The following is a 25,872-nucleotide window of genomic DNA, read 5'->3' on the forward strand; positions in this document are numbered from 1 at the left end:
CCCGACGCCGCACGCTTTCCGTGCACCGTTCAGTTTTTATGCGATGCACTCTAATGCAGCGCTGTAAGGTGTCAAGCGTGGAACAGGTGGAGCAGCAGACACAGGGCAGGCGGGCGCGGCTTCGGGCCCAGACGACCGCGGAGATCAAGTCCGTTGCGTTGGAGCTGATGGCCGAGGGCGGCCCGGACGCCATCTCGCTGCGGGCGATCGCCCGCGCGATGGACATGAGCGGCAGCGCGATCTACAGCTACTTCGCCACCCGTGACGCACTGATCACCACGCTGATCCAGGACGTCTACGCCGAGCTCGTGGGCCGGGTGGAGGCCGCGGTCGCGGCCTGTCCGGACGGGGAAACGGCCGCCCGCGTCCTGGCGTGGTGGCGCGCGGTGCGGGAGTGGGCGCTCGCCAACCCCGAGGGTTTCCGCCTGGTCTACGGCGACGCGGTCGCCGGTTACGCGCCCCCCGAGGGCGGCCCGGCCCCCGAGACGGCCAAGGACATCTGTCTCGGCCACCTCGGCCTGATCGCCGAGGCCTGGCCCCACGCGGACGCCGCCCATGGCGGGGGCGACCACCAGTGGGCGGACTTCCGGCCCGCCCTGGCGGCGTCGGCGCAGGAGGCGTACCCCGGACTGCCGCCCGCGGGCGTGGCGTTGTCGCTGCGCGTCTGGGGCCGCGTCCACGGGCTGATCTCCCTGGAGATCTACGGGCATTACGGCCAGCAGACCACGGAGCCCGCCAAGCTCTTCGAGGCCGAACTCCTCGACGTCGTCAGGTCGCTCGGGCTCCCACAGCCCGCGCGGACGACCGGCCGGCACCCTGCGTGATCAGCACCCCGAGCAGGACGACGAGCCCGCCGCACGCGGCGACGACGCCCCACGCGGGCTGAACCGCGTGCGCGAAGGCGGCGACGTCGGTCATCGCACCGCCGCTCGTGCGCAGGCCGCCCGACAGGATCGCGCCGAGCACCGCGACGCCGAGCGAGAACCCGGATCGGCCTGCCGTGGTGAAGATCCCCGAAGCGAGTCCGGCCTGGTCGGAGGGCAGGCCCGACACGCCCTCGGCGAGCAGCAGCGGGGCCGCCAGCCCGATGCCGGCCCCGAAGAGCATGTACTCGACGAGCATCAGCACCGGGGAGGTGTCGGCGGCGCAGACCGCCAGCAGCACGCCCGCGGCCACCATCGCCGTTCCCGCCGCGACCAGCAGCCGCCGCCTGCCGTACCGCTCGGCCAGCCGGCCCGCGAACGGCGAGCTGACCCCCAGGACCGCCGCCGACGGCAGCATCCACAGCCCGGCCTCCATCGGTGAGAGCCGCAGCGGGTTCTGGAGCCAGAGCGCGCTGAGGAAGAAGAAGCCGCCGAACGCCCCGAAGACGCACGCCCCCGCGGCGATCGCACCGCTGAACCGCAGGTCGCGGAACAACCGCAGGTCGATCAGCGGCTCCGCACAGCGGCGCTCGTACGCCACGAACCCGGCGAACGACGCGACAGCCACCGCCGCACAGGCCACCACGACCGGCGAGCTCCAGCCCGCGCGCGGCGCCTCGATGACCCCGTACGTCAGCGAGACCAGCAGCGCGATCACCAGCAACTGACCGGCCACGTCCAGGCGGCGCGGCTTCTCGGCACGCGACTCCGGCACGAAGCGCGCCGTGAGCGCGACCGCCACCAGGCCCACCGGCACGTTCAGCCAGAACACGGAGCGCCAGCCGACGCTGCTCACCAGCAGCCCGCCGAGCAGCGGCCCCACGGCGAGGCCCAGCCCGTACGCCCCCATCCACACGCCCATGGCGCGGGTCCGCTCGGCCTTGCCGGGGAAGGTGTACGCGATGATCGACATCGACACCGGCCCGGCCGCCGCGGCACCGGCCCCCTGGATCACGCGGAACACGACGAGCCCGCCCAGCGACGACGCGAACGCACACAGCAGCGACGCCACCGAGAACACCACAAGCCCCACCTGAAACACACGCCGCCGCCCAACCCGGTCCCCCGTCGACCCCGCCAGCAACATCAACGCCGCCAGCGACAGGCTGTACGCATCGATCGCCCACTGCATCCCCGCGACCGACGCCCCCAACTCCCTTTCCATCGTGGGCAGGGCGACATTGAGCGCGGTGACATCGATACCGGCCATGAGCAGGGAGGCGCAGCAAACGCCCAGCACGACGGAGCGCCGACGCGGACTGAGGCTGGTTACGGGGGGCATGACGCGGACCGTCCTTCCTGTACGGCGGCATGACCTGACCTCTCCAGCGTCGACCGGCAGGGGCACGGCCGCTATCGGGAGACCGACGGACGCGCCCGGCGCACCGCCGTCCCCCGATCGGGGGACGCACCGAACCAAGCCGCCAGCACCGCCACCGAACCGCCGAGCACCATCACCACCGGCAGGGACGCGTGGTCCACGACCGCCCCGCCGGCCAGCGCCCCCGCGGAGAACGTCGCCTGGAACGACGCCGTGAAAAGCACCGACGCCGCCTCCGGGGCATGCGGTGCCGCGTTGGTGAACCAGGTCTGCGAGGAGACCGGTACGGCGCCGTAGGCGATGCCCCAGACGATCAGCAGGGCCACCGCGCCGGCCGTCCACCGGCCGAGTACGGGGAGCAGCAGGGTCGCCCCGGCCGTCATGGCGGCGGCAGCGGCGAACGTCGCCTGCGGGCGGCGCGCCACCGCCCAACTGCCCGCGAAATTGCCGAGGATACCGGCGGCGCCGTAGACGAGCAGCAGCACGGTGACGGCCGTCGGGCCGAGGTGGGTGATCTGCTCGAGGAACGGCGTCACATAGGTGTACGTCCCGAAGTGGGCCAGTACGACGAGGAACGTCATGAGCAGGGCGCGCCGGGTGCCGGAGCCGCGGCACTGGTCGCGCAGGGCGGTCAGGCGGGTGACCTGTTCCGGGGGCATCGGGGGAAGCGTCAGCGTCATGACCAGGAGTACCGCGGCCGTGAGAATTCCCATGGCCAGAAAGGCCGTTCGCCAGTCGACGGCATGCCCGATGAAGGTGCCCACGGGCACCCCGAGCACCGAACCCAGCGGAACTGCGGAGAAAATCACGGCAGTTGCCCGTCCCGCGGATTCCGCCGGTACGAGCCGGCGGGCCAGTCCGGCCCCGATCGACCAGAATCCGCCGATGGTGATCCCGACCATGACCCGGGACAGCAGCATGACCCAATAGGCCGTCGCGGCCGCGGCGACGGCATTCGCCAGGGCGAGCACGAGCATGAAGGCGCACAGCATCAGCCGCCGGTCGATGCGTGCAGTCGCCACGGTGACCACAGGGGCGGTGAGGGCGGCGAGAATTCCCGGCATGGTCATCATCAGCCCGGCCATTCCGTCCGAGACGGTGAAGTCGGCCCCGATCGAGGTGAGCAGGCCGATCGGCAGGATCTCGGTGGTGACGATCGAGAAGATCCCCGTCATCACCGAGACCACACCGAGCCAGCCGAGCCAGGGCGGCCGGGAAGGCATAGCCGGCGTGGCCGACGTGGCGGAAGCGGTGGTGGGCGTGGTGGTTGTGGACATGCGGACCAGTTCAGCAATCACCACTGCCCACGGTCTGGCAGGTTTACGGCATGTACGTGCGTCAGCGTTCCTCGCCGAATGCGACGACGACCTCGTACAGCGCGGGGTTCGGCTTCACCTGGATGTCCGGGTCGTCCTGGACGGCGCGGACACCGGCCCGGAACTCCTGGTTCGCGGAGGCCGCTTCGTATGCCTCGCTGCTTTCCCAGCGCGCGATATTGACCAGCTGGAAACGCGTCTCCGACGACACCGCGCGGTGCAGCCGGGCCTCGAGGAATCCGGGCATGGAGCTCATGATGGCCGCCCGCTCTTGCCACGTCGCGACAAACGCGTCGACATGCTCGGCAGGTACCTCGATGACATTGATGAAAGTGACGGACGCATCGTCCGCTGATTTGCCGTTCAGGGTCATGCCGACCATGCTCGTGCCTCAACTGCGGTTGATGTCAAGGGATGATCTCGGAATGAACATGGCACGTCTCCTGCCCGCCCTCGCACTGCTCGGCGCGTTCAGCAGCGCGTGCGTCACGACGCCCGAGCCTCCGACCTTGCCCCCTTCCCCTTCCCGGGCGCAGAAGCCCGGCTGCCCCGCATCGGGCGTGAAGGTCGAGGCGGGCACGGTCGACGCCGCGATGGGACTGCGGTCGATGTCGTTCTCGCTGGTCAACTGCGGCTCGGCGCCGTACGAGGTGAAGGGGTACCCCGAGGTGCGGGTGCTCGACGAGGCGAAGAAGGCCGTCGGGCTCGACGTGCGGAAGGCGGAGAACGGGCCGCGGCCCGGCGCGTTCACCCTCAAGCCGGGCGAGCAGGTCATGGCGACGGCGCTCTGGCGCAACACGGTGACCGCGTCGGACGTCCCCGCCGTGAACGGCGCGTACTTGGCGATCGCACCGGCGCGGGGGCAGAATCCGCAACTCGTCAAAGAGCTCATCGATCTGGGGAACACGGGAAGACTCGACGTGACGGCGTGGCGCACGACGACTTCCGAGAGGACCCCATGAGTGGTTACGCGTACGACAACGACAGCGAGCACGCCGGTGAGCAGCATCGCTGTCTGGCCGCCGCGTACGACGCCTTCACCACCCGCCGGCTGACCCGGCTCGGGGTCGGCCCGGGCATGCGCTGCCTGGAAGTGGGCGCCGGGGCGGGCAGCATCGCGCGGTGGCTGGCCGGGCAGGTCGGCCCCACGGGCTCGGTGCTGGCCACGGACGTCAAGCCGCAGCGCATCCCGTCGGCCGTGCCGGGCCTGCGGACACTCACGCACGACATCACGTCCGACCCGCTCCCCGGCTCCGAGTTCGACATCATCCACGCCCGCCTGGTGCTCCTCCACCTGCCGCAGCGCACCGAGGTGCTCGGGCGCCTGGTGGCGGCGCTCAAGCCGGGCGGCTGGCTCCAGTTGGACGAGTTCGACGAGACCACGTACGGCCCCCTGATCCCCGTGGGCGCCTCGGGTCCCGCCGCCGAGGCCGCGTACCGCGCCTACCTCGAGGCCAAGCTCCGTGTCCTCCGGTCCGCCGGGGTGGAGCTGGCCTGGGGCCGCAGGATGGCCACGGCCATGCACCACGCCGGGCTGACCGACATCGACGCGGAACCCGAGGCGCAGCAGTGGCGCGCGCACTCCCCCGGGACGGCCCTGCAGATCCACAACACCCGCCACCTGCGCGACCGTTTCCTCGCGGCCGGCCTGACCGACCCGCAACTCGACGAGGCACGGACCGCGATGAGCCACCCGGACTTCCTCGCCACGTCGTGCCTGATGTACTCGGCCCAGGGCAGGAGGCCCCGCGTCGACGGGTGACTGTCGACGGGTGACTTTCGCCCGACTCCGCCCCACCGTCCACGGCGGCCCCGCTACCGTCACGCCATGACCGGCACGTCAGCCGCGCTCTGGGGACTGCTGGGAAGCGCAGTCGCCGAGGCGCTCAACCTGTCCGCCTCCATGCGCCCCAACGGGCCGCGCCGCCGGTGGAGATGGCCGTGGGGCAGCCCCCGGGACCGCCCCATGGTGCTGGTCGCCGTGGCGCTGCGCCTGTTCGTGGGCTGCGGACTGGCCGCACCGCTCGGGGCCTCGCGGCAGCTGCCGACGCCGTTCTCCGCGTTCCTGGCCGGACTCGCGGCGCCGTTGATCGTGGCCCGGCTGTTCCAGAGCCTTCCCGTGCACGACACGGAGGAGCCGCCCGATGCCACAAGTTGACGGTGTCGTCCGCCTGCTCGTGAGGGCCCTGGCCGCCGCACCGCCACCGAGGCCCAACGCGCGGACGGCGGGCATCGTGCAGCGGCTCGTCGCCGCACTCGCCGCACAGCCGCTGTCCGTACCGCCGCGCGTACGGCCCCGGCGTCCCCGCACGGCGGCCTGGCTCCCGGCCCTGGCGGCGGCCATGGCCATCGCCGTGATCACGGGGCTCGGCACGTTCATGACCGGTCACGCACCCGTGACCGGTCACCCACCCGCGCGCGCCGCGACCCCGCCCGTCCCGCAGGGCAGTTGGCCGCTGCTGCACACCCTGACGGACACCGCGCCCGTCGAAGCCGTGGCCTACGGTCCCGACGGCAGGACGCTGGCCGCCGCGAACACCGACCGCACGGTGCGGGTGTGGAACGTGGCAGACCCCGGCCGCCCGCGAATCCGGGTCGTGTACCCGCGCAGCACACGCGGGAAGGGCGCTCGGCTGGCCTTCGCCCCGGACGGCCGGCTGCTGGCCGCCTCGCACTCGGCTACGGGCATGATCACGGTGACCGCGGACGGCAGGCCCGCATCACTCATCACCGCCGACCACAACGACTGGACCGCACTGGGGTTCACCGCTCAGGGCGGACTGCTGCTGGGTGTGAGCACCGATCACACGGCCACGCAGTGGGACGCTGTCACCGGCAAGAAGCTCCGGACCGATAGCAGCCCCCTTCCCGACACCACCTTGGCGGCCCTCGCTCCCGACGCCAGGTCGGCCGCCGTGGCCGGGACGGGCTCCACCGTTTCCCTGTGGCCCCTCGACAAGTTCGGCGGCGCTTACGGAAGGATCATCCTCAACGGCAGCCGCCCGGCCGCGCTCGCTTTCAGCCCCGACGGCCGCATGCTCGCCGTGGCCGACACCAGTCGCGCCGTACAGCTGTGGGACGTCTCCGACATGGTCCGTCCCCGGCCGGCGGGCGTGCCCCTGACCGGCGTGAGCGGACAGTGCGACGCGCTTGCCTTCAGCCCCGACAGCAGGATCCTGGTGACGGCGAGTACAGATCACACGGTGCGGCTGTGGTCGGTGCGATCCGGCCCCTAGGCCGTGTCCCTAGGCCGTGGACGCCTCGCGCGCGTCCAGGAGTTCGTCCCAGTGCTCGCGCGCCCACGCGCACATCGCCTCGAGCGGCTCCAGCGTGCTCCGCCCCAGCGGGGTGAGGGCGTACTCGACGCGGCGCAGCGGATCGGCGTACTCGGCGCGGGCGATCAGGCCGTCGCGTTCGAGCTCGCGCAGGGCCTGGGTGAGCACCTTCGGGGTGATGCCGCGCAGCGGGACCCGCAGTTCGGAGAAGCGCCGCGGTCCGTCCTCGAGACAACGGATGATCATTCCCGCCCATTTGCCGCCGATACGGAACGGCGTGAGACCGGACGGGCAGACCGGGTCGAACATGTCGGGGTCCAGTGGCTTGGTCACCGCTCCACGGTAAGCGGTATCCGGCGGTATCCGGCTGGTAACCACCCCTGCGGCTACGTTCGTTGGCATGCGGTCGGCCGGTCGGGCCGGCCTCGGAGGAACGGGGCGGGACACATGCTCAGAATCATCGTCTTCGGCGCGGGCGGCAGGGCCGGACGGGCGGCCGTCGAAGAGGCCCGGCGGCGCGGTCACTCGGTCACGGCGGTCGTACGCGACCCGGCCCGGCACGAGGGCCTGACGGCGGTGGCCGGTGACGTCACCGACGTGGAGGGGATCGCCCGCCTCGCGCAGGGGCATGATGCGGCGGTCAACGCCGCCGTGGATCTCGGCGCACAGCCGGAGGCCTTCTTCACCGGGGCGTCCCGCGCCCTGATCGACGGGCTGCCGCGGGCGGGCGTGAGCCGACTCGTATCGGTCGGCCTCGCGTCGGTCCTTCCGGACGCCTCCGGGACGCCGCTCCTGGACACGCCGGGCTACCCGCAGGAGTACCGCCCGTTCTACGAGGGACACGGGGCCGGAACGGACGTGCTGCGCACGGCGGGTGACCGGCTCGACTGGGTGGTCGTCAGCCCGTCCGGCGACTTCGACCACGGCGGCCCGCGCACCGGCCGCTACCGTACGGCGCCGGGCGACGCGGCGAGCCGCATCTCGTACGCCGACTTCGCGATAGCGCTGCTCGACGAGTTGGACGCCCCGCAGCAGCACCACCGCGTCCACATCGGTGTCGAGGCGGGCTGACGGGCGGCACCCCGGGCCCGTCTCCAACGGACGGGCCCGGAAGGGACGTCGAAGAGGCGGCGGTTAGAAGAAGCCGCCCTCGTCGTCGTCCTCCTCGTAGTAGTTGTTGACGACCGTGACCCGCTCGGGCTCGTCGTCGCTGAACGCCTCGTTCAGCAGCGCGCCGCCGACGAGACCGGCGACACCGGCACCCACGACCGCGGCCGTGCTGTGCCCGGGGCGCTGCTGGGGCTGCTGCGGGTAGCCGGCCTGCTGCGGGTAGCCCTGCTGGACGTAACCGGCCTGCTGGGGGTAGCCCGCCTGCGGGTAACCGGCCTGGGGCGCGGCCGGGGTGTAGAACGGCGGGGGCGTGGTCTGGACGCGCTGGGCGCAGCCCGCGCAGGTCTGGATGGGCCGGGGTACGCCCCACTGGGGTGACCACTGCACGCTCATCGTCCCGACACCGTGGGACGGGTCGAAGAAGCAGGTCATTGTGACTCCTCGGTTGGATCTGCCGCGGCACAGCATAACTCTGTGTCACACGCGTTTTGTTGGGCTCCGGCTAAAGCTCCGTCACCACGACATCCAGCGCCCACGGCCTGCCCGGCTTCGCCGGGGGCTCACTCTCGACCGTATACCCCAATGCGCGCAGGGCCTCGGCCAGTTCGGCCGGACGGTCGGGCGCGGCACCCTTCGTCAGCAGGTCCCGGACGAGGCGGCCCTTCGTGGCCTTGTTGAAGTGGCTGACCACGGTCCGCTTCTCGACCCCGCCGACCGTCTTCGACTGCAGCACGCGCACGGTGGCCGTCCGCTCGGCGAGCTCGCCCTTCGGCTTCCACGCCGACGCGTACGCCGAGGACCGCAGGTCCAGCACCAGCCCGTCGCCCGCCGCCTCGGGCAGCACCCGCTCCATCGGTCCCCGCCAGTACGCGGCGAGGGAGCCGAGGCCGGGCAGCTTGACGCCCATCGAGCAGCGGTAGGACGGGATGGCGTCCCCGATGCGCACCGCGCCCCACAGCCCGGAGAAGACCAGCAGCGACCGCTCGGCGTCCCGCCGGGCCTTGCCCTCCAGGGTCGCGAGCCCCAGCGCGTCGTACAGCACGCCCGTGTAGATCTCCCCGGCGGGCCGGGTGGGAGCCGTCGGCAGGCCCGCGTTCTTGGCGATCTCGCCGCGCAGGCCCACGCTCAGCCCGAGTACCTCGGCGGCCTTCTCCTCATCCCCCGAGCACAGCTCGACCAGCTCGGCCAGCACCGCCTCCCGAGCCTGGGTGAGCCCCGGCAACGACAGCGAGCCGAGCTCCACCGCACTCCCGGACCCCCCGGTGGCCTTCCCTTCGGACGGCGGCAACAGCACGAGCACGGTCGATCTCCTTCACGCGGCGGGTGGCTCCCCCGGGAGCCTAGCCCCCGGCGTGAACCGTGCTGGGAACGGGCCGGTAGCATGGTCCTTACGGCGGACGAGCCGGCCGGGCGGCCGCGTGGGATCTTCGGATCCCCCGAGGAACGTCCGGGCTCCACACGGCAGGGTGGTGGGTAACGCCCACCCGGGGTGACCCGCGGGACAGTGCCACAGAAAGCAGACCGCCGGGGCCGCAAGGCTCCCGGTAAGGGTGAAACGGTGGTGTAAGAGACCACCAGCGTCCGAGGTGACTCGGACGGCTCGGTAAACCCCACCCGGAGCAAGGTCAAGAGGGGACACCACGGTGTCCCTGCGCGGACGATCGAGGGCTGCCCGCCCGAGTCCGCGGGTAGACCGCACGAGCCTGTCGGCAACGGCAGGCCTAGATGGATGGCCGCCTCCCCAGGGGCCGCAAGGCCCCCGGGAGACAGAACCCGGCGTATAGGTCGACTCGTCCGTCGGTCGACTGAGACAGGGCCCTCTGACCAGCGAAATCGCAGGTCAGGGGGCCTTTCACTTTCGCTTTCACTGACCGGCGTGCGCGGTGTGCGTGCGCGAAGCACGGTCGGAGATCTCCCGGCGCGCTCGGGACCGGACGGTGCGGGGCAACGAGGGAGCGTCCTTCTCGATCTCTTCCCATGCCGTCGAGACGGCATCGATGTCCGCGTTGGTGAGCTGGTCGCGGTCGATCAGCCTCATCTCCACCTGGCGACGCACAGCGGCGTACCGCACGGCCGCCGCACGGTGCTGCGTGGCCAGCTGTGGGTAGTCCCAGATCAGCTGCACTGCGCTGAGCCCTGCCGCTGTGAGGCTGAGGGCGCCGGTGACGACGCGTACGGCGACCATCGACGAGCCGACCAACGACGCGAAGATCGCCGTGCCGACGATGGCGGAGAGCACCGCACTGGAGATCCCGGTGACGCGGTTCCACCGCTCGAAGCGCTCCGCCGCCACATTGTGGGCAACGTGCAGCAGCTGTAAGCCTTCCGCCCAGCGCTTCATCACCTGAAGACGGCCCGCAGCCACCTCGTCTCCCGATTGCATAAGCCTCTTGTAGCTCAGATGTCCTGTGCCCGCTACAGGCCGTCAATTGCACATGCTGCAACGACCGTTGCGAGACATCGGCCCCGGCGGCAGGATGCCCCCGTGACCGACCTCCTCGACATGGCCCCCGTCATCCCCGTCGTCGTTCTCCACGACACCGCGGACGCGATCCCGCTCGTGCGGGCCCTGGTGGCGGGCGGGCTGCCGGCGGTCGAGATCACGTTGCGGACGCACGGTGCGCTGGAGGCCATCGCCGCCGTGGCGGCGGAGGTGCCGGAGGCGGTCGTGGGGGCCGGGACGGTGCTGCGGCCCGCGCAGGCGGAGGCCGCGGTGGAGGCCGGGGCGCGGTTCCTGGTGAGCCCGGGGTGGACGGAGCGGCTGCTGGACGCGATGCGGGGGACGGGGGTGCCGTTCCTGCCCGGGGTGTCGACGGCGTCGGAGGTGCTGGCGCTCATGGAGCGCGGGGTGCGGGAGATGAAGTTCTTCCCCGCGGAGGCGGCCGGCGGCGCCCCGTACCTCAAGTCCCTTGCCGCGCCGCTGCCGACGGCCCGGTTCTGCCCGACGGGCGGGATCGGCGCCGACTCGGCGCGCGCGTACCTGGCCCTGCCGAACGTCGGCTGTGTCGGCGGCACATGGATGCTGCCCCCGGACGCGCTGCGGTCCCGCGACTGGGCGCGGGTGGAGAAACTGGCGCGTGCGGCCGCGCAGTTGTGAGGGGCGCCCCCTTCCGGTGACGGAGAGGGAGTTGGTTGACGACAAGGTCCGATCACAGGCACGGGCGGCGATAGCCTGCTCCCCGTCATGAACGAATTCGCCGACGAAGCACGCTCACGAGTCGCACATCTGCTGCGGATGGCCAACACCACCGACGACGAGGTCAGAGCACGGCTCATCGCGTACGCGGACACCACCCCCGAGCCGCCGATCATGGCCCGGGCCGGGATCGTCACGACGGGCTGCCCGCGCTGCCGCGGCACCGCCTGGCGGCAGGAGGACGCCGAGGGGCCGGTGTGGGTGTGCGCGTCGTGCGGACATGTGGAGGGGGTCACCGTGGAGTGCCCCCACTGCCGGGCCGCGATGGAGCCGCCGGCGCCCGGGGAGCCCGACCGCTGGCAGTGCCCCACCTGCCCCCGTACGGCGGCCACCGGCGAGAGCGCGCAGGACATCGAGAACCGCGAGCAGCGGCGGCTGCGGGCCGTCGCCCTGATGGGCAGGGCGAGGGCCCGCAGGGCGACTTCCGGCCCGTCCGGCGACTGAGGACAACACGGCGAAGCCGTGTTGCGCCCTACCGCAGGTGCGACGTGTCGTTCAGCAGCCGCAGCGACGTGTTGCCGTCCCCGTAGTACGCGACCGCCGACACCGAGGCCGCCGACAGCTCCATGCGGAACAGCGACTCGGGCGGCGCGCCCAGCGCCAGCCGGACCAGGGTCTTGATCGGCGTCACGTGCGTCACCAGCAGCACCGTGCGCCCCGCGTAGCGCGCGAGGAGCTTGTCGCGGGCGACCGCCACCCGACGGGCGACCGCCGCGAAGCTCTCGCCGTCGCCCGTCGGCGCGGCCTTGGTCGAGGCGAGCCAGGCGTCGAGGTCCTCGGGGTGGCGCTCGCGGACCTCGGCGAAGGTCATCCCCTCCCAGGCCCCGAAGTCGGCCTCGCGCAGGCCCTCTTCGACCCGGACGTCGAGCCCGAGCCGTGCGGCCACCGCGTCGGCCGTCTCCCGGCAGCGCCGCAGCGGGGAGCTGACGACGGCCTGGACGGTGCCCCGCGCGGCGAGCGCGGCGGCGACCGCCTCCGCCTGGCGGCGGCCGGCGGGCGAGAGCGCGGGGTCCTCGCCGCCGCTGCCGGAGAACCGCTTCTGGGGCGTGAGGGCGGTCTCGCCGTGGCGCAGCAGGACGAAGGTCGTCGGGGCGCCGAGGTCGGCGGGGGCGGCCCAGCCGACGGGCAGGGGCTTGGCCTCCTCGAGCGGCTCGGCGAGCGGCTCGGCGGCCTCACGGGGCTCCGGCACGGCGGTGCGCTCGGGCACGGCGGTGCGCGACGGCTCCCACTGGCGGCCCTTCTTGCCCGCGTCCATGGCCTCGTTGGCGAGGCGGTCGGCGTGCTTGTTCTTCTCCCGCGGGATCCACTGGTACGTGACCCGGCTCGCGGGGAGGACCGCCTGGGCCCGGGCGGCGAGCGGCTTCATGTCCGGGTGCTTGATCTTCCAGCGGCCGGACATCTGCTCGACGACGAGCTTGGAGTCCATGCGGACCTGGACGGTCGCATCGGGGTCGAGGGCCTTCGCGGCCTCGAGCCCGGCGATGAGGCCCTTGTACTCGGCGACGTTGTTCGTGGCGGTGCCGATGTACTCGGCGGCCTCGGCGAGGGCCTCGCCGGTTGCCGCGTCGAGGACGACCGCGCCGTAACCGGCGGGGCCCGGGTTGCCCCGGGAGCCCCCGTCGGCCTCGACGATGAAGCGATTCGCCATCGGGCTTACAGGCCCGACTCGGACGTACGCACCAGGATGCGGCGGCAGTTCTCGCACCGCACGACCTCGTCGGCGGCGGCCGCGCGGACGTCGTTGAGCTCGGTGATGTTGAGCTCCAGGCGGCAGCCCTCGCAGCGGCGCTGGTAGAGGCGGGCCGCGCCGACGCCGCCCTCCTTGACGCGCAGCTTGTCGTAGAGCGCCAGCAGGGCGCCGGGGACGGAGCCGGCGACGATCTCGCGCTCCTTGGTGACGGTGGCGATCTCGGCGTCGATCTCCGCGAGACCGGCGTCGCGGCGGGTGACGGCGGCGTCGGTCTTGGCCTGGACGGCCTCGACCCGGCCGGTCAGCTCGGCGGTCCGCTCCTGCGCGGCCTCACGGCGCTCCATGATCTCCAGCACGACGTCCTCGAGGTCGCCCTGGCGCTTGGCGAGGGAGGCCACCTCGTGCTGGAGGCTCTCGAGGTCCTTGGGGGACATCCCGGCACCGGAGTCGAGGCGCTGCTGGTCGCGGGCGGCGCGCTGGCGCACCTGGTCGACGTCCTGCTCGGCCTTGGTCTGCTCGCGGGCGGTGTCGCTCTCCTTGGTCTGCGCGGCGACCAGCAGGTCACGGTGCTGGGCGAGGTCGCCCTCGAGGGACTGGATCTCGGCGTGCTCGGGCAGGCTCTTGCGCTTGTGGGCGAGCTGCCCGAGGCGGGTGTCGAGCGCCTGGAGGTCGAGGAGGCGGATCTGGTCGGCGGGCGCGGCGTTCAGTTGGGGGCTCCTACGTGATGGTTGTGAACGGTGGACGCCGCGTGGGCGGTCCAGGGGTCGGTGACGATCCGCGAGACGTGGGTGCGCAGGCCCCAGCCGTGGCGGTCGGAGATCTCGTCGAGCTGGGCGGCGGCCTGCTCGGTCCAGGGCCACTCGGTGGCCCAGTGCGCGGCGTCGACCAGGGCGAGCGGGCTGTGCTGCTGGGCCTCGGAGGCGGGGTGGTGGCGCAGATCGGCGGTGACGTACGCGTCGACGCCCGCGGCCCGTACCTCGTCGAAGAGGGAGTCGCCGGAGCCGCCGCAGACCGCGACGGTGCGGATGGTGCGCTGCGGGTCGCCCGCGGAGCGGACGCCCTGGGCGGTGGCGGGCAGGCGCAGGGCGGCGCGCTCGGTGAACTCGGCGAGGGACAGCGGCGGGTCGAGCTCGCAGATCCGGCCGAGCCCGCGGCGGCCCTCGGGGTCGGTGGGGTCGGGCACGAGCGGGCCGGTGACGCGCAGGTCGAGGGCGCCCGCGAGGGCGTCGGAGACACCGGGGTCGGCACGGTCGGCGTTGGTGTGCGCGACGTGCAGGGCGATGTCGTTCTTGATCAGGGTGTGCACGGCGCGGCCCTTGAAGGTGGCCGCCGAGACCGTCGTCGTACCGCGCAGGTAGAGCGGGTGGTGGGTGACGAGCAGGTCGGCGCCGAGCTTCACGGCCTCGTCGACGACCTCCTGGACGGGGTCCACGGCGAACAGGACCCGGCCGACGGGGCTGTCGGGGTCGCCGCAGACCGTGCCGACGGCGTCCCACTGCTCGGCCCGCTCCGGGGGCCACAGGGCGTCGAGGGCGGCGATGACTTCAGACAGTACGGGCACGGGGAAAGGCTACCTGTCCCCCGTGCCCGTACGGCCACCGCTTGCTTCCGCTTACTTCACAAGGCCCCTCTTACTTGACAAGAATGGCCCGGAGGTCGTCGAGGACGCTGTTCGCGGCAGTGACGCCGAGGCCGAGGTACCAGGTCTCGTCCTTGACGGCCTTCGCGTGACCGTCCTTGACCGCCTTGAGGTTCTTCCAGAGCGGGTTGTGCTCGGCGGCGTCGCGCTTGGTCCTGTCCGGGTCGCCGTAGACACCGGTGAAGATCCAGTCGGCGTCGGCCTGGTCGATCTTCTCCGGGCCGATCTGCACGGCGAGGTCGTTCGCCTGCTGGTTCTTCGGGCGGGGCAGGCCGGCGTCGTCGAGGATCGTGCCGATGAAGGACTTCTTCGCGTACAGGCGCGTGAACTGCGGCATGTAGCGCAGCATCGTGATGGTCGGCTTCTTCTCGCCGACGTCCTCGCCGAGCTTCCTGGCCTTGGCCTCGTAGCCGTCGAGGTTCTTCTTCGCCTCGGCGGTCCTGTCCAGCGCGGCCGCGTTGAGGAGGTAGTTCTCCTTCCACGTGAAGCCGGGGCGGACGGAGAACACCGTCGGCGCGATCTGCGACAGCTCCTTGTAGTGCTTCTCGGCGCGCAGCTTGCTGCCGAGGATCAGGTCGGGGTGGAGGTCGTTGATCGCCTCGAGGTTGAGGCCGTTGATGGTGCCGACGCTCTCGGGGCTGCCTGCGTCCTTCTTCAGGTAGTCGGGGATGCCCTCGCTGCCCTCGGTCGGGGCGTAGCCGACGGGCTTGATGCCGAGCGAGACGACGTTGTCGAGCTCGCCGACGTCGAGGACGACGACGCGCTTGGGGCGCGCCTTGAGCTCCGTGGTGCCGAGCGCGTGGGTGATCTTGCGGGGGAACTGTCCGGGCGCGGCGTCGGTGCCGAACTTCGCGGTCTGCTCGGCGGCCTTGCCGAAGTCCTTGCCGCCCTGGGCGACGGACTTCGAGCCCGCGTCCTTGCCGCCGTCCTTCTCGGAGTCGCAGGCCGTGAGGGCGAGCGCGGCGGCGAGGGCGAGGGCGACGGTGGCCGTGCCACGTCGGCGGAGAGGCATGCGGTGCTCCTGCGGAAAGGGCTCAGGAAAGACTTAGGGTCGCCTAACTTTAAGCACCCGGACTTCGCGAAGCACAACCACCCCCCATTCCTCAGGCGAATCGGACAAGAGCCACCCTTACGCGTGAAACAGTCCCCCTCGGAGGGTTGAGCAACACGGGCGAAAACTACGTTCAGTGCCGGAGGTGACCTTTCTCATGACGGTCTGTGCCCCCCAGAGCACCCCCGAGAGCACCGGACGCAGTGCAGCGCCCGACATGAGACGCCCGGCCTTCACGGTCACGGCGGACGGTTCGTACGCGGCATGGCTGGCCCTGAGCCGCTCGACCGGCGGCTGGTTCCCGGAGCGGTGGACGCTCGACGGGCCCGAGCCCTATGCGGTGCCTCTGCCCGGCAGCCAGCCGGAGGAACCGGACAGCACGGTGCTGCCGCTCGCCGACGGCCGGGTGCTGATCCGGCGCCGGGTGGCGGAGCGGTACGCGCTGTCGCTGCTGTACCCGACCGGGCCCGGTACGGGCGAGATGCCGCTCGGCGCGATCGAGTGCCCGCAGCTGTCCCTGCTGCCGCCCGCGCCCGACGGCTCGTCCGCGTACGCGCTGGTGCACGGCGACCGGGCGACCACGCTGTGGCTCGTGCACGGCGGCTCGTCCGGGCCCGAGTTGCTCGCGAAGGTGCCGGGCCGGTGCGCGGGCGGCGCGTGGCTGGACCGTTCGGGCCGGCTGCTCGCCCTGGACCGCGAGCTGGAGGGGCTCACCAAGGCGGTCGTCGTCGACCTGGCGCGCGGCGGCGAGACCAGCCCGCTGCTCCAGATCACGGAGGAGAGCAACGACCGGCTGGTGCTGGCCGATCCGGACAGCGGTCTGCTGCTCGTACGGTCGGACGCCCCCGGCCACGACCGGCTGGGGTGGGGCGTGCTCGGTTCCGCGCGGCCGGTGCGCTTCCCCGAGTGCCTGCGCCCGCCGGACGCGGCGATGACACCGTTCGCCTCGCAGCCCGGGCAGACGCTGACTCCCGAGACGTGCTCGGTGGCGTTCCTGATCGACCGCGACGCGGGCAACTGGGTGGGCGTGTGGCGGCCCGCCGCCCGGCAGTTGCAGCAGTTCCCCGGCCCGGCGGGCTGGGTGCCGGGCGCCGGTCTGTGGACCGCCGCGGGCGAGCTCCGGCTGCCGTACGTCACCCCGCACGTGCCCTGCGGACTGGCCCGGCTGCGGCTGCCGGAGGCGAAGGCGGAGGAGGACGACCGCGAGCCGGAGCCGGACCCGCAGGCCGCGCCGCGGCCCGTGCCGTTGCAGCAGGCCCCCCACGCCCGGACGCGGCCCGACGGCCGCAGGTGACGAATCGCAACATGTAATCGCGACATGTAAGACATGTAAGGGGTGGCGCCTGATCAAGGTCCCGTTAGGATGGGGCGGGGGTCGCGCAGCGGTTTGACCGAACCGTCGCGCGCGAAGAGCGCGTTGATGTCCGTCGCACGATGTGCAGGTCACTGTTGTGGCCCCCGATGCGCAGATATCCGCCCACCCACGGAGTGACCTTCCCCATGCCCGAAGCCCGTACCGACACGACCGAGGCGAGCCCGATCGAGGCCTCCGCCCAGGCCGCAGCCGCCGGGGGCGGCAGGCACCGCGGCCCGGCGTCCCTGGACGACGACGCCGCCGCAACCCACGGCAAGCACCGCCGGGTCGACGCCGCCTGACGCCCTGCCCGGACGCCGGGCAGCTGCTCAGCCCGCCCGGCGTCCCCTCTCCAGCACCTCCACCGCCGCGAACGTCTCGCCGGGCGGGCGCTCCGCGAACCAGCGCGTGAGGGCGTCCTCGAGGCCGTCCGTCGTGAACTCGGCCGCCACCCGCGGCCGTTCCATCACGGCCACCGTGCCGCCGTGCACGACGAAGACCTGCCCCGTCACCCCGGCCGCGGCAGGCGACGCGAGATAGCCGACCAGGGGCGAGACGTGCTCGGGCGCGAGCGGGTCCGGCCGGCCCGGCTCGGGGGTGCCGGGGAAGAGGTCCTGTGTCATCCGCGTCCGGGCGCGGGGGCAGATCGCGTTCACCGTGACGCCGTACTTGCGCAGCGCCGCCGCCGTCGACGTGGTGAGCCCCACGATCCCGCCCTTCGCCGCCGCGTAGTTCGGCTGGCCGGGCGAGCCCGCGAGGAACGCCTCGGACGAGGTGTTGACGACGCGCCCGTGGACCGGCCGCCCCGTGGCCTTCGCCCGGTCCCGCCAGTACGCGGAGGCGAACCGGAGCGTGGCGAAGTGGCCCTTGAGATGCACGCGGACCACCTCGTCCCACTCCTCCTCGCTCATGGAGAAGACCATCCGGTCGCGCAGGATGCCCGCGTTGTTGACCAGGATGTCGAGCGAGCCGTAGGTGTCGAGGGCGAGGCGGACCAGCTCGCGTGCCGTATCGAAGTCGGCCACGTCGCCGCAGTGGGCCGTGGCCGCCCCGCCCGCCGCCCGGATCTCGGCGACGACCGTCTCGGCGGGCCCCGGGGAGGCCGCGCCGGTGCCGTCGCGGCCGGGCCAGCCGTGGTCGTTGACGACAACGGCCGCGCCCAGCCGGGCCAGTTCGAGCGCCTCGGCCCGGCCGAGTCCGCGTCCGGCGCCGGTGACGATCGCCGCTTTGCCGCGCAAGGTCATCATCCGGCCCGCCTCAGATCTCTATGCAGGTGCGCAGTGCCGCGCCCGAACGCATCTGGTCGATGGCGTCGTTGATCCCGGCGAGCGGGACGCGATGGGTGATCATCCCGGCCAGGTCCACGCGGCCCGCGCGCCACAGGGCGATGGCGCGTTCGTAGGAGCGCAGGACGTCGCCGCCGCCGTACAGCGAGGGCAGGATCCTCTTCTCGTTGAAGAACAGCTCGAACATGTTGAGCTGGAGGGTGTCGTCCATGGCGCCCGCCCCGACCACGCACAGGGTGCCGCCGCGGCGCGTCATGTCCAGGGCGGCGCGCGCGGTGGCCGAGGTGCCCACGACCTCGAAGACGTAGTCGAAGCCCTCGCCGCCGGTGATGCGCGTCCTGGCGTCGGCGAGCCCCTCGGGGTCCACCGCCTCGGTCGCGCCGAACCGCAGCGTCGCCTCGCGGCGCGAGGCGACCGGGTCGACGGCGACGATCTGTGCCGCGCCCGCGATCCGCGCACCCTGGACGGTGGCGACGCCGACGCCCCCGCAGCCGATGACCGCCACCGACGAACCGGCCTCCACCCGCGCGGTGTTGAGGGCCGCGCCCAGTCCGGTGGTGACGCCGCAGCCGATGAGCGCGGCGATGTCGAAGGGCACGTCGTCCGGTATGGGCACGGCGCAGCCCGCCCCGACCACGGTCTCCTCGGCGAAGGTGCCGGTGCCCGCGAAGCTGAAGACGTCGCCGCCGGGGCGCTTGAAGTTGGGGGTGGACACGCTCAGGAAGCCGGAGAGGCACAGCTGTGTCTGTCCTCTGCGGCACGAGGGACAGGTGCCGCAGGACGGCAGCCAGGACACCAGTACTCTCTCGCCCGGCGAGAGCCCGGTGACTCCCTCGCCCACCTCCAGCACCTCGCCCGCACCCTCGTGCCCGGGGACGAACGGGGCGGGCTGGGGCAGCACTCCGGACATCGCGGACAGATCGGAGTGGCACAGCCCGGCCGCCCTCATCCGCACCCGGACCTTGCCGGGGCCGAAGCCCACCGCCTCGATGTCGTCGAGGACTTCGAGCTTCTCTTGGCCCTTCTCGTGCTGCACGGCGGCGCGCATGGGGCGACTCCCTTCGTACGGCTGGGGGTTGAGCTCAGCTGTGCTCGACGACCGCGTCCGTGAGCACCGGTGCGTCGTCGCGCTCGACGACCGTCGCGACGGCCTCGATCCGGCCCGGGCCCTCGCGCCACATCCGCACCCGCAGCGTCTCGCCGGGGAGGACGATGCCCGCGAAGCGGGTGGCGTACGAGCGGACGCGGGCCGGCTCGCCGCCGAGCAGGGTGTCGACGACGGCCTTGAGGACGATGCCGTACGAGCACAGCCCGTGCAGGATCGGGCGGTCGAAGCCGGCGCGGGCGGCGAACGCGGGGTCGGCGTGCAGCGGGTTCCAGTCGCCGGAGAGCCGGTAGAGCAGCGCCTGGTCCGGGCGGGTCGGGCGCTCGGCCGTCATGTCGGGGGTGCGCCCGGGCGGTTCGAGCCGGCGGACGGTGCCGCGCTCGCCGCCGAAGCCGCCCTCGCCACGGACGTAGATCTCGGCTTCACTGCTCCACAGCGGCCCGTCCGCGTCGGCGACCTCGGAACGCAGCACGATGACGGCCGCCTTGCCCTTGTCGTACACGGCTGCGACGCGTGAGGTGCGGGTCGCGCCGTCGGCGCGCACGGGCAGGGGGCGGTGCACGGTGAGCGCCTGTCCGCCGTGCAGGACGGAGGCGAGGTCGACCTCGATGCCGGGTGCGGTGAGCCCGCCCGCGAGGGCGGCACCGCCGCCGGCGACGGTCGCGAAGGAGGGCAGGACGTGCAGTCCGTTCTCGAAGGTGTAGCGGAGTTCGGCGGGGTCGGTGGCGGAGGTGCCCGCGCCGATGCCGAGGTGATAGAGCTGAACGTCCTTGTGGTCCCAGGAGATCGGGGCCACGCGCGGCTCGGCGGCGGTGGCCTTCACGGCGTCGATGGGCATGGGGGCACGTATATCCGTTCCCGGCGCACAGCGGAAGACAAATGTCACATGCACGTTTGGACATTTGCATCTGCCCTGGTCAGGTACATGTTTCCTAGAGTTCGGGCATGAAACGCAGGATGGAGGACGTCGAGCGGTTGAGGGCACCGAGCAAGTGGGCCTTCGTCCCGTGGCTGTTCGCCGACACCGATAACGTCATTCGCATCTTCACGGATGACATAGCGCTGCCCTGGCTCGGCCTCGCGGGTTTCATGGTCTTCGCCGGTTTCTTCGCAGCCGCGGTCGTCACCGCGCTCGACGGGCGGCGCCGGGACACGAACGTTCCGCTGGCCGCGCTCGTCGGAGCGGCGGCGGCCGGCTATGCGCTCGCCTTCGGCTACGGCGGCCACTGGCAGGCGAACTACCCGCTGCTGTCCCTGGCGGTCGGCATCGTACTGCGAGGCAACCAGCGTTGGCTCGCCGGCGGTCTGGCGCTGAACGGTCTGATGTGCGGGGTGATCTCGGTGTGGCGGGACCATTCCCACGGCAGCTGGTCGGACAGCATCGGCTTTTCGTGGGGCACCGCCCTCGCAGGCCTGGTCGCGGCGGCCATCCTCAACCTGTCGGAGACCATCGCCACCCTCCGCAAGACCCGCGAGCAACTCGCCCACGCCGCCGTGGAGCGCGAACGCCTCCGTTTCTCCCGCGACCTGCACGACCTGCTGGGCCACACCCTGTCCGTCATCGTGGTCAAGGCCGAGGCCGTACGCCGCCTCGGCCCGCGCGATCTGGAGGCCGCGCTCAGCCAGGCCGCCGACATCGAGGCCGTGGGCCGCCAGGCGCTGACGGAGATCCGGGAGGCGGTCACCGGCTACCGCGAGGGCAGCCTCGTCACCGAGCTCGACAACGCCCGTTCCCTGCTGGAAGCGTCCGGCATCGCCGCCGAGATACGGCAGTCCGGCCCGCCGCTGCCGCCGCAGACCGGTGTCCTGCTGGGCTGGGTGGTGCGCGAGGGCGTCACCAACGTCGTACGGCACAGCGGCGCGTCCCGTTGCGAGATCGAGGTGCGCGGCGCGGGCGGCCGGGTGCACCTGGAGATCACCGACGACGGGCGCGGCGTAGTCTCGGCGAAGCAGGGGGAGGGCGGCAACGGCCTCAAGGGGTTGACGGAGCGGCTGTCCACCGCGGGCGGATCCCTCACGTCCGGCACCGCGGGGCGGCGCGGCTTCCGGCTCGTGGCGGAACTTCCGGTGGACGACGAGGAGATGGCGGTCGCATGATCAAGACGCTGCTGGCCGAGGACCAGGGCATGATGCGCGGTGCGCTCGCGCTGCTGCTCGGGCTGGAGGACGACATCGAGATCGTCGCCCAGATCGGCAACGGCGACGAGATCGTGCCCAAGGCCCTGGAGGTACGGCCCGACGTCGCCCTGCTGGACATCGAACTGCCCGGCCGCAGCGGCCTGGACGCCGCCGCCGAGCTGCGCGCGAAGCTGCCCTCGTGCAAGGTGCTGATCCTGACCACCTTCGGCCGCCCCGGCTATCTGCGCCGCGCCATGGAGGCGGGCGCGTCCGGCTTCCTGGTCAAGGACGGTCCGGTCGAGAACCTCGCCGCCGCGATCCGGCAGGTGCTGGCGGGCAAGCAGGTCATCGACCCGGCGCTGGCGGCCGCCGCGCTCAGCGCGGGCCCCAACCCGCTCACCCAGCGCGAACGGGACGTGCTGAGCGCGGCGGTGGACGGTGCGACGGTGGCCGACATCGCGGCCAGGGTGCACCTGTCGCCCGCGACGGTCCGCAACTACCTCTCCAACGCCATCGGCAAGACCCAGACCCGCAACCGGATGGAAGCGGTCCGCGCGGCCCGCCAGAACGGCTGGCTTTGAGCACCCCTCGAACAGAACGGCACCACATGCCACCGAAAGCAGACATACTCACCGCCTTCGAAGAGGCGCAGGGCTTCATGCCGCTCGACGAGGGCCTGGCCCTCCACGACGCGGCCGAGGAAGCCGCGCAGCTCGGCCTGCCCCTGGTGGAGATCGGCACGTACTGCGGCCGTTCCACCATCCTGCTCGCCGCGGTCGCCCGGGAGGCCGGGACGACGGCCGTGACCGTCGACCACCACCGCGGCAGCGAGGAGCAGCAGCCCGGCTGGGAGTACCACGACCCGGCGCTCGTCGACGAGCGGGTGGGCCGCATGGACACCCTGCCCGTCTTCCGCCGCACGCTGCACAGGGCCGGTCTCGAGGACCACGTGGTCGCGGTCGTGGGCCGCTCCCCGCAGATCGCCGCGCTCTGGCGGACGCCCGTGGGGCTGGTGTTCATCGACGGCGGGCACACGGACGAGCACGCGACCGCCGACTACGAGGGGTGGGCGCCGCATGTGGCCCCGGGCGGGCTGCTCGTCATCCACGATGTCTTCCCCGACCCGGCCGACGGCGGCCAGGCCCCGTACCGGGTGTATCGCAGGGCTCTGGAGTCCGGCGCGTTCACGGAAACCTCGGTGACGCGCTCGCTTCGCGTTCTGCGGCGGACGGGCCCCGGGTTCTGACCGACAGCGCTAGCATCGCCCAGGTGTCCAACGGCTGCTTTCCCCGCATATCCCGCCCCTGGCGGGCCCTCGCGCTGACCGCGCTGCTCGCGGCCGGGCTCGCGGGGTGCACCGACGACGACCCGAAACCGGCCGGCGCCAAGTCGGCCGGATCCGAACGGCCTTCGGCCGCGACGACCCCGGCCCGGTCCGCCCGGACGAGCGCGTCCCCCGCTCCTTCCCGTACGACTTCCCGTACGACGACGTCCCCGTCCGCCGCACCGGCGGCGGCGGACGGCCCCCTCAAGGGCAAGGTCGTGCTGATCGACCCGGGGCACAACATCCACAACCAGGAACACACCGCCGAGATCGACAAATCCGTCGACATCGGGACGGGCCGCAAGGAGTGCGACACCACCGGCACCGAGACCAACTCCGGTTACGCCGAAGCCACGTTCACCCTGGACGTGGCTCATCGCATGCGCAAGCTCCTCGAGGCGGAGGGGGCCACCGTCGTCCTCACCCATGACGGCGACCGGCCGTTCGGGCCCTGTGTGGACGAGCGGGCCGAGATCGGCAACAAGGCGCACGCGGACGCGGCCGTCTCCGTGCACGCCGACGGGGCCGGCGTCGGCGACCGCGGTTTCCATGTGATCCTGCCCGCGAAGGTGAAAGCCGGACGCGCCGACACCTCGGCCATCGTGGGACCGTCGAAGGAACTCGGCGCGCGGATCGCCGGGAACTTCGTGCGTTCCACGGGAAGCGCGCCGTCCAACTACGTCGGCCACGGTACCGGCCTGGACACACGCGGTGATCTCGGCGGCCTCAATCTGTCGACCGTTCCCAAGGTGTTCATCGAGTGCGGCAATATGCGGGACCCGCAGGACGCCGCTCTGCTGACCGACGACACATGGCGTGAAAAAGCGGCGCAGGGGATCGCAAATGGCATCACCGACTTCATCGCGGGGTAACGGGGGGAAATAACGGCAGGCCACAGGGTTGTCACGAGGGCGAAACGAAGAGGCGCCCCGGCCATGGGAGCGCTACCGTCCCCCGTACGATGGGGGGCCGTGTTCCCCCGCGCCCTCGCACCTTGCGAACCGGCCGGCAAAGACGCCGGGCGGACAACTTCCCGACAGCACTGACAAAGGACTTCAGGTGAACATCCGCTCCCTCACTCGAGGCGACGGCGTGGTGATCGGAGCAGCGGTGTTGCTGTTCATCGCCTCGTTCCTCAGCTTCTACTCCTACGACTGCGGCAGCGGACTGAGCGCCCAGTACTGCCCCAAGGAGCCGAACGGCTGGAAGTCCGACATCTTCCCCGTACTCCCGTCGATCTTCCTGGCCGGCATCATCGCCGCCGTGCTCATCGTCATCGCCCGCTTCCAGCCGGAGGGCCGCAAGCTCGTCGGCATGGGCCTGGACCAGTGGGGCACCGCGTTCGCCGTGTTCGCCGCGTGGTCCTCGCTGTGGGCCCTGGGCGCCGGTGGTGACCGCGTGTCGGCGGGCGTCGGGATGATCCTCGGCCTGATCGCCAACCTGGCGCTCGCCGCGGCCGCGGTGGCCACCCCGCTGGTGCCCGCGCTCAAGGCCCCGCTGGTCGGTGCCCCGAAGCCGCAGCAGTTCCAGGCCCCCTACGGCACCGGCCCGAACCCGGGCTACGGCTACCCCAACCCGGCCCAGCAGGGCGCCCCGTACGGTGCCCAGGCTCCGTACGGCGCCCAGCAGCAGCCGCAGCCCTCCTTCGGCGGGCAGCCCGCCGTCGACCAGACGACCGTGCAGCCGGCCGCGTCCCAGCCGGACGCCGGCATGGGTGCCCCGCAGCAGTCCGGCGGGCAGCCCGCCGCACCGGCCGCCGCCTTCACCCCGTTCTGGTTCGCGGTTCCCGTGAGCCGGCCGCTGTACCCGGAGGACGGCTCGCAGACTCCGGTCGCCGAGCTGACGCCGGGCACGTGGTACCTCGCCGTCGACCAGCGCGGCCAGGCGCTCGTCGCGCAGACGCAGGACGGCCGCCGCGGTGTGCTCCAGGACACCTCGGGCATCCAGCGCGGCTGACGCCCCTCCCTCTCCGAAGGCCCCGCCGGGATCATCGTCCCGGCGGGGCCTTCGCCTTGTCGGCTCGCGACCACCCCCGTAACCTGACGGATCGTCAGCCACCCGCCAGGGAGGGGTCCCGCCATGCGACTCGGCCTCGCGCTCGGCTACTGGGGCCGCGGCCCCGACCCGCGCCACGTCCAACTGGCCCGGCAGGCCGAGGCCTTGGGCTACCACTCGGTATGGACCGCGGAGTCCTGGGGCTCCGACGCCTTCACCCCTCTGACCTGGATCGCCGCCCACACCACCCGCATCCGGCTCGGCACCGCCGTGGCGCAGATGTCCGCCCGCACCCCCACCGCGACCGCGATGCACGCCCTGACCCTCGACCACCTCTCCGGCGGCCGGATGCTTCTCGGCCTCGGCCTGTCCGGCCCGCAGGTGGTGGAGGGCTGGTACGGACGCCCGTTCCCCTCGAGCCCCCTCACCGCGACCCGCGAGTACGTCGACATCGTCCGCCAGGTCCTGCGCCGCGAGGCCCCGGTCGCCCTCGACGGCCACCACTACCCTCTCCCCCGCACCGGCCCCGGCACCACCGGCCTCGGCAAGCCCCTCCGCTCCATCACCCACCCCCTGCGCCCGGGCCTGCCCGTCCTGCTGGGCGCCGAGGGCCCCCGCAACGTCGCCCAGACCGCCCGCATCGCCGACGGCTGGCTCCCCCTCTACTGGTCGCCACTGCGCACCGCCCTCTACGCGGACGCCCTCGCCGACACCCCGGGCGGCTTCATGGTCGCTCCCATGGCCCAGGCCCGCGTGTGCGACGACGTCGCGGAGGGCCTGCGTCCTGTCAAGGCCATGCTCGCCTTCTACCTCGGCGGCATGGGCCACGCGACCCGCAACTTCCACGCGAACCTCCTCACCCGCCTGGGCTTCGACGACACGGTCCGCCGCGTACGCCACCTGTTCGCCGCCGGCCTGCGCGCCGAGGCCGTCGAAGCGGTACCGGACGACCTGGCCGACGAGATCTCCCTGACCGGCCCGCGCGAACGCATCGCGGAACGCCTGGAGTTGTGGCGCTCCGGTCCGGTGACGGACCTGCTGGTCACCGCACCGGACCCGTTGACGCTACGGACCCTGGCGGAGCTCAACTCCTAGGCGCCCGGGCCGAGAAGCGGAGCGAGCCGTTCACCTGCACCCTTCGACACCCCACGAACAGCGCCGAGTTGACC

The 25,872-nt window shown here is 72.3% G+C and carries 30 protein-coding genes and 1 other RNA gene; 17 read left to right on the forward strand and 14 right to left on the reverse strand.

Annotated features, from left to right (window positions below):
- Positions 1-77: 77 nt before the first annotated feature.
- Positions 78-824, forward strand: coding sequence for a TetR/AcrR family transcriptional regulator (locus ACV530_RS11875; RefSeq protein WP_494332336.1), 747 nt, complete (start codon positions 78-80; stop codon positions 822-824).
- On the opposite strand, the gene ACV530_RS11880 is transcribed toward ACV530_RS11875, so the two are convergent.
- The 3 genes from ACV530_RS11880 to ACV530_RS11890 all read right to left on the reverse strand — a co-directional run bounded on the left by ACV530_RS11880 (position 769) and on the right by ACV530_RS11890 (position 3,933).
- Positions 769-2,205 (reverse strand): MFS transporter, encoded by a 1,437-nt coding sequence (locus ACV530_RS11880; protein WP_494332337.1) that lies wholly within the window; start codon positions 2,203-2,205, stop codon positions 769-771. The two genes, ACV530_RS11875 and ACV530_RS11880, sit on opposite strands and share 56 nt — an antisense overlap.
- A gap of 71 nt (positions 2,206-2,276) precedes the next feature.
- On the reverse strand, positions 2,277-3,521 hold the full coding sequence (locus ACV530_RS11885) for an MFS transporter (protein WP_494332338.1): 1,245 nt from the start codon (positions 3,519-3,521) through the stop codon (positions 2,277-2,279).
- A gap of 61 nt (positions 3,522-3,582) precedes the next feature.
- Positions 3,583-3,933: an antibiotic biosynthesis monooxygenase family protein gene (locus ACV530_RS11890; RefSeq protein ID WP_494332339.1), complete on the reverse strand. Its 351-nt coding sequence runs from the start codon at positions 3,931-3,933 to the stop codon at positions 3,583-3,585.
- 52 nt (positions 3,934-3,985) lie between these two features.
- Here ACV530_RS11890 and ACV530_RS11895 point away from each other — a divergent pair, with 52 nt between their 5' ends.
- The 4 genes from ACV530_RS11895 to ACV530_RS11910 all read left to right on the forward strand — a co-directional run bounded on the left by ACV530_RS11895 (position 3,986) and on the right by ACV530_RS11910 (position 6,796).
- Positions 3,986-4,522 (forward strand): DUF4232 domain-containing protein, encoded by a 537-nt coding sequence (locus ACV530_RS11895; RefSeq protein WP_494332340.1) that lies wholly within the window; start codon positions 3,986-3,988, stop codon positions 4,520-4,522.
- Entirely contained in the window at positions 4,519-5,322 is an 804-nt protein-coding gene (locus ACV530_RS11900) for a class I SAM-dependent methyltransferase (protein WP_494332341.1), read from the forward strand. Before ACV530_RS11895 ends, ACV530_RS11900 begins: the two co-directional genes overlap by 4 nt.
- Positions 5,323-5,388: 66 nt before the next feature.
- Positions 5,389-5,718, forward strand: a complete 330-nt coding sequence (locus ACV530_RS11905) for a hypothetical protein (RefSeq protein ID WP_494332342.1) — start codon at positions 5,389-5,391, stop codon at positions 5,716-5,718.
- A complete protein-coding gene (locus ACV530_RS11910) occupies positions 5,705-6,796 on the forward strand; it encodes a WD40 repeat domain-containing protein (protein WP_494332343.1) in 1,092 nt (363 codons plus the stop codon). The genes ACV530_RS11905 and ACV530_RS11910 overlap by 14 nt, the downstream gene beginning before the upstream one ends.
- 9 nt (positions 6,797-6,805) lie before the next feature.
- Here ACV530_RS11910 and ACV530_RS11915 read toward each other — a convergent pair whose 3' ends face one another.
- On the reverse strand, positions 6,806-7,168 hold the full coding sequence (locus ACV530_RS11915) for a winged helix-turn-helix transcriptional regulator (RefSeq protein WP_494332344.1): 363 nt from the start codon (positions 7,166-7,168) through the stop codon (positions 6,806-6,808).
- Between the two features lie 114 nt (positions 7,169-7,282).
- Here ACV530_RS11915 and ACV530_RS11920 point away from each other — a divergent pair, with 114 nt between their 5' ends.
- A complete protein-coding gene (locus ACV530_RS11920; RefSeq protein ID WP_494332345.1) occupies positions 7,283-7,906 on the forward strand; it encodes an NAD(P)-dependent oxidoreductase in 624 nt (207 codons plus the stop codon).
- 63 nt (positions 7,907-7,969) lie between these two features.
- Here the strand turns inward: ACV530_RS11920 and ACV530_RS11925 are convergent, their stop codons facing one another.
- The gene (locus tag ACV530_RS11925) at positions 7,970-8,377 is read right to left on the reverse strand and encodes a hypothetical protein (RefSeq protein WP_494332346.1); all 408 of its coding nucleotides are present in this window, start codon (positions 8,375-8,377) and stop codon (positions 7,970-7,972) included.
- A gap of 70 nt (positions 8,378-8,447) precedes the next feature.
- Positions 8,448-9,245: a peroxide stress protein YaaA gene (gene yaaA / locus ACV530_RS11930; RefSeq protein ID WP_494332347.1), complete on the reverse strand. Its 798-nt coding sequence runs from the start codon at positions 9,243-9,245 to the stop codon at positions 8,448-8,450.
- 98 nt (positions 9,246-9,343) lie between these two features.
- Between yaaA and rnpB the strand changes: the two genes are divergently transcribed.
- Positions 9,344-9,742: RNase P RNA component class A (gene rnpB / locus ACV530_RS11935), an RNA gene on the forward strand.
- A 67-nt stretch (positions 9,743-9,809) separates the two neighbouring features.
- Here rnpB and ACV530_RS11940 read toward each other — a convergent pair.
- A complete protein-coding gene (locus ACV530_RS11940) occupies positions 9,810-10,328 on the reverse strand; it encodes an SLATT domain-containing protein (protein ID WP_494332348.1) in 519 nt (172 codons plus the stop codon).
- Between the two features lie 102 nt (positions 10,329-10,430).
- Here ACV530_RS11940 and eda point away from each other — a divergent pair, with 102 nt between their 5' ends.
- Together eda and ACV530_RS11950 are read left to right on the forward strand one after the other, a co-directional pair.
- Complete coding sequence (gene eda / locus ACV530_RS11945) at positions 10,431-11,042, forward strand: bifunctional 4-hydroxy-2-oxoglutarate aldolase/2-dehydro-3-deoxy-phosphogluconate aldolase (protein WP_494332349.1); 612 nt, start codon at positions 10,431-10,433, stop codon at positions 11,040-11,042.
- An 87-nt stretch (positions 11,043-11,129) separates the two neighbouring features.
- Entirely contained in the window at positions 11,130-11,585 is a 456-nt protein-coding gene (locus ACV530_RS11950; protein ID WP_494332350.1) for a hypothetical protein, read from the forward strand.
- A gap of 28 nt (positions 11,586-11,613) precedes the next feature.
- On the opposite strand, the gene ACV530_RS11955 is transcribed toward ACV530_RS11950, so the two are convergent.
- The 4 genes from ACV530_RS11955 to ACV530_RS11970 all read right to left on the reverse strand — a co-directional run bounded on the left by ACV530_RS11955 (position 11,614) and on the right by ACV530_RS11970 (position 15,482).
- Positions 11,614-12,789, reverse strand: coding sequence for a bifunctional RNase H/acid phosphatase (locus ACV530_RS11955; RefSeq protein ID WP_494332351.1), 1,176 nt, complete (start codon positions 12,787-12,789; stop codon positions 11,614-11,616).
- Between the two features lie 5 nt (positions 12,790-12,794).
- Positions 12,795-13,538 (reverse strand): zinc ribbon domain-containing protein, encoded by a 744-nt coding sequence (locus tag ACV530_RS11960; RefSeq protein ID WP_494332601.1) that lies wholly within the window; start codon positions 13,536-13,538, stop codon positions 12,795-12,797.
- Positions 13,535-14,392 (reverse strand): Nif3-like dinuclear metal center hexameric protein, encoded by an 858-nt coding sequence (locus tag ACV530_RS11965; protein ID WP_494332352.1) that lies wholly within the window; start codon positions 14,390-14,392, stop codon positions 13,535-13,537. Before ACV530_RS11965 ends, ACV530_RS11960 begins: the two co-directional genes overlap by 4 nt.
- Positions 14,393-14,462: 70 nt before the next feature.
- Complete coding sequence (locus ACV530_RS11970) at positions 14,463-15,482, reverse strand: ABC transporter substrate-binding protein (RefSeq protein ID WP_494332353.1); 1,020 nt, start codon at positions 15,480-15,482, stop codon at positions 14,463-14,465.
- A 256-nt stretch (positions 15,483-15,738) separates the two neighbouring features.
- Here ACV530_RS11970 and ACV530_RS11975 point away from each other — a divergent pair, with 256 nt between their 5' ends.
- Both ACV530_RS11975 and ACV530_RS11980 read left to right on the forward strand, forming a co-directional pair.
- Positions 15,739-16,815: a hypothetical protein gene (locus ACV530_RS11975; RefSeq protein ID WP_494332354.1), complete on the forward strand. Its 1,077-nt coding sequence runs from the start codon at positions 15,739-15,741 to the stop codon at positions 16,813-16,815.
- A gap of 206 nt (positions 16,816-17,021) precedes the next feature.
- On the forward strand, positions 17,022-17,177 hold the full coding sequence (locus ACV530_RS11980) for a hypothetical protein (RefSeq protein ID WP_494332355.1): 156 nt from the start codon (positions 17,022-17,024) through the stop codon (positions 17,175-17,177).
- Between the two features lie 27 nt (positions 17,178-17,204).
- On the opposite strand, the gene ACV530_RS11985 is transcribed toward ACV530_RS11980, so the two are convergent.
- From ACV530_RS11985 to ACV530_RS11995, 3 genes are read right to left on the reverse strand one after another with little or no spacing between them, the layout of a single operon-like run.
- The gene (locus ACV530_RS11985; RefSeq protein WP_494332602.1) at positions 17,205-18,119 is read right to left on the reverse strand and encodes a 3-oxoacyl-ACP reductase; all 915 of its coding nucleotides are present in this window, start codon (positions 18,117-18,119) and stop codon (positions 17,205-17,207) included.
- Between the two features lie 13 nt (positions 18,120-18,132).
- Positions 18,133-19,209, reverse strand: coding sequence for a Zn-dependent alcohol dehydrogenase (locus ACV530_RS11990; RefSeq protein ID WP_494332356.1), 1,077 nt, complete (start codon positions 19,207-19,209; stop codon positions 18,133-18,135).
- A gap of 34 nt (positions 19,210-19,243) precedes the next feature.
- Complete coding sequence (locus ACV530_RS11995) at positions 19,244-20,104, reverse strand: MaoC/PaaZ C-terminal domain-containing protein (RefSeq protein WP_494332357.1); 861 nt, start codon at positions 20,102-20,104, stop codon at positions 19,244-19,246.
- A gap of 107 nt (positions 20,105-20,211) precedes the next feature.
- Between ACV530_RS11995 and ACV530_RS12000 the strand changes: the two genes are divergently transcribed.
- The 6 genes from ACV530_RS12000 (at position 20,212) to ACV530_RS12025 (ending at position 25,798) form a co-directional block, all read left to right on the forward strand.
- Positions 20,212-21,363 carry a sensor histidine kinase gene (locus tag ACV530_RS12000; protein WP_494332358.1) on the forward strand — a complete coding sequence of 384 codons (1,152 nt, stop codon included), beginning with the start codon at positions 20,212-20,214 and terminating at the stop codon, positions 21,361-21,363.
- Complete coding sequence (locus tag ACV530_RS12005; protein WP_494332359.1) at positions 21,360-21,965, forward strand: response regulator; 606 nt, start codon at positions 21,360-21,362, stop codon at positions 21,963-21,965. Before ACV530_RS12000 ends, ACV530_RS12005 begins: the two co-directional genes overlap by 4 nt.
- Positions 21,966-21,991: 26 nt before the next feature.
- Complete coding sequence (locus ACV530_RS12010; RefSeq protein ID WP_494332360.1) at positions 21,992-22,630, forward strand: class I SAM-dependent methyltransferase; 639 nt, start codon at positions 21,992-21,994, stop codon at positions 22,628-22,630.
- A gap of 23 nt (positions 22,631-22,653) precedes the next feature.
- Positions 22,654-23,580 carry an N-acetylmuramoyl-L-alanine amidase gene (locus ACV530_RS12015; protein WP_494332361.1) on the forward strand — a complete coding sequence of 309 codons (927 nt, stop codon included), beginning with the start codon at positions 22,654-22,656 and terminating at the stop codon, positions 23,578-23,580.
- 187 nt (positions 23,581-23,767) lie between these two features.
- A complete protein-coding gene (locus ACV530_RS12020) occupies positions 23,768-24,664 on the forward strand; it encodes a DUF5336 domain-containing protein (RefSeq protein WP_494332362.1) in 897 nt (298 codons plus the stop codon).
- Between the two features lie 123 nt (positions 24,665-24,787).
- A complete protein-coding gene (locus tag ACV530_RS12025) occupies positions 24,788-25,798 on the forward strand; it encodes an LLM class F420-dependent oxidoreductase (protein ID WP_494332363.1) in 1,011 nt (336 codons plus the stop codon).
- The last annotated feature ends 74 nt before the right edge of the window (positions 25,799-25,872 follow it).

Source organism: Streptomyces sp. SX-6, assembly GCF_059089585.1.

Bases quoted from the DNA above. Each gene is read 5' to 3' on its own strand.
- ACV530_RS12000 (WP_494332358.1), top strand. From the start codon at position 20,212: ATGAAACGCAGGATGGAGGACGTCGAGCGGTTGAGGGCACCGAGCAAG.
- ACV530_RS11940 (WP_494332348.1), bottom strand. From the start codon at position 10,328: ATGCAATCGGGAGACGAGGTGGCTGCGGGCCGTCTTCAGGTGATGAAG.
- ACV530_RS11885 (WP_494332338.1), bottom strand. From the start codon at position 3,521: ATGTCCACAACCACCACGCCCACCACCGCTTCCGCCACGTCGGCCACG.
- ACV530_RS11905 (WP_494332342.1), top strand. From the start codon at position 5,389: ATGACCGGCACGTCAGCCGCGCTCTGGGGACTGCTGGGAAGCGCAGTC.
- ACV530_RS11990 (WP_494332356.1), bottom strand. From the start codon at position 19,209: ATGCGCGCCGCCGTGCAGCACGAGAAGGGCCAAGAGAAGCTCGAAGTC.
- ACV530_RS11920 (WP_494332345.1), top strand. From the start codon at position 7,283: ATGCTCAGAATCATCGTCTTCGGCGCGGGCGGCAGGGCCGGACGGGCG.
- ACV530_RS11900 (WP_494332341.1), top strand. From the start codon at position 4,519: ATGAGTGGTTACGCGTACGACAACGACAGCGAGCACGCCGGTGAGCAG.
- ACV530_RS12005 (WP_494332359.1), top strand. From the start codon at position 21,360: ATGATCAAGACGCTGCTGGCCGAGGACCAGGGCATGATGCGCGGTGCG.
- ACV530_RS11955 (WP_494332351.1), bottom strand. From the start codon at position 12,789: ATGGCGAATCGCTTCATCGTCGAGGCCGACGGGGGCTCCCGGGGCAAC.
- ACV530_RS11950 (WP_494332350.1), top strand. From the start codon at position 11,130: ATGAACGAATTCGCCGACGAAGCACGCTCACGAGTCGCACATCTGCTG.
- ACV530_RS12025 (WP_494332363.1), top strand. From the start codon at position 24,788: ATGCGACTCGGCCTCGCGCTCGGCTACTGGGGCCGCGGCCCCGACCCG.
- ACV530_RS11995 (WP_494332357.1), bottom strand. From the start codon at position 20,104: ATGCCCATCGACGCCGTGAAGGCCACCGCCGCCGAGCCGCGCGTGGCC.
- ACV530_RS11890 (WP_494332339.1), bottom strand. From the start codon at position 3,933: ATGACCCTGAACGGCAAATCAGCGGACGATGCGTCCGTCACTTTCATC.
- ACV530_RS11980 (WP_494332355.1), top strand. From the start codon at position 17,022: ATGCCCGAAGCCCGTACCGACACGACCGAGGCGAGCCCGATCGAGGCC.
- ACV530_RS11970 (WP_494332353.1), bottom strand. From the start codon at position 15,482: ATGCCTCTCCGCCGACGTGGCACGGCCACCGTCGCCCTCGCCCTCGCC.
- ACV530_RS11925 (WP_494332346.1), bottom strand. From the start codon at position 8,377: ATGACCTGCTTCTTCGACCCGTCCCACGGTGTCGGGACGATGAGCGTG.
- ACV530_RS11985 (WP_494332602.1), bottom strand. From the start codon at position 18,119: ATGACCTTGCGCGGCAAAGCGGCGATCGTCACCGGCGCCGGACGCGGA.
- ACV530_RS11975 (WP_494332354.1), top strand. From the start codon at position 15,739: ATGAGACGCCCGGCCTTCACGGTCACGGCGGACGGTTCGTACGCGGCA.
- ACV530_RS11895 (WP_494332340.1), top strand. From the start codon at position 3,986: ATGAACATGGCACGTCTCCTGCCCGCCCTCGCACTGCTCGGCGCGTTC.
- ACV530_RS11880 (WP_494332337.1), bottom strand. From the start codon at position 2,205: ATGCCCCCCGTAACCAGCCTCAGTCCGCGTCGGCGCTCCGTCGTGCTG.
- ACV530_RS12010 (WP_494332360.1), top strand. From the start codon at position 21,992: ATGCCACCGAAAGCAGACATACTCACCGCCTTCGAAGAGGCGCAGGGC.
- ACV530_RS11910 (WP_494332343.1), top strand. From the start codon at position 5,705: ATGCCACAAGTTGACGGTGTCGTCCGCCTGCTCGTGAGGGCCCTGGCC.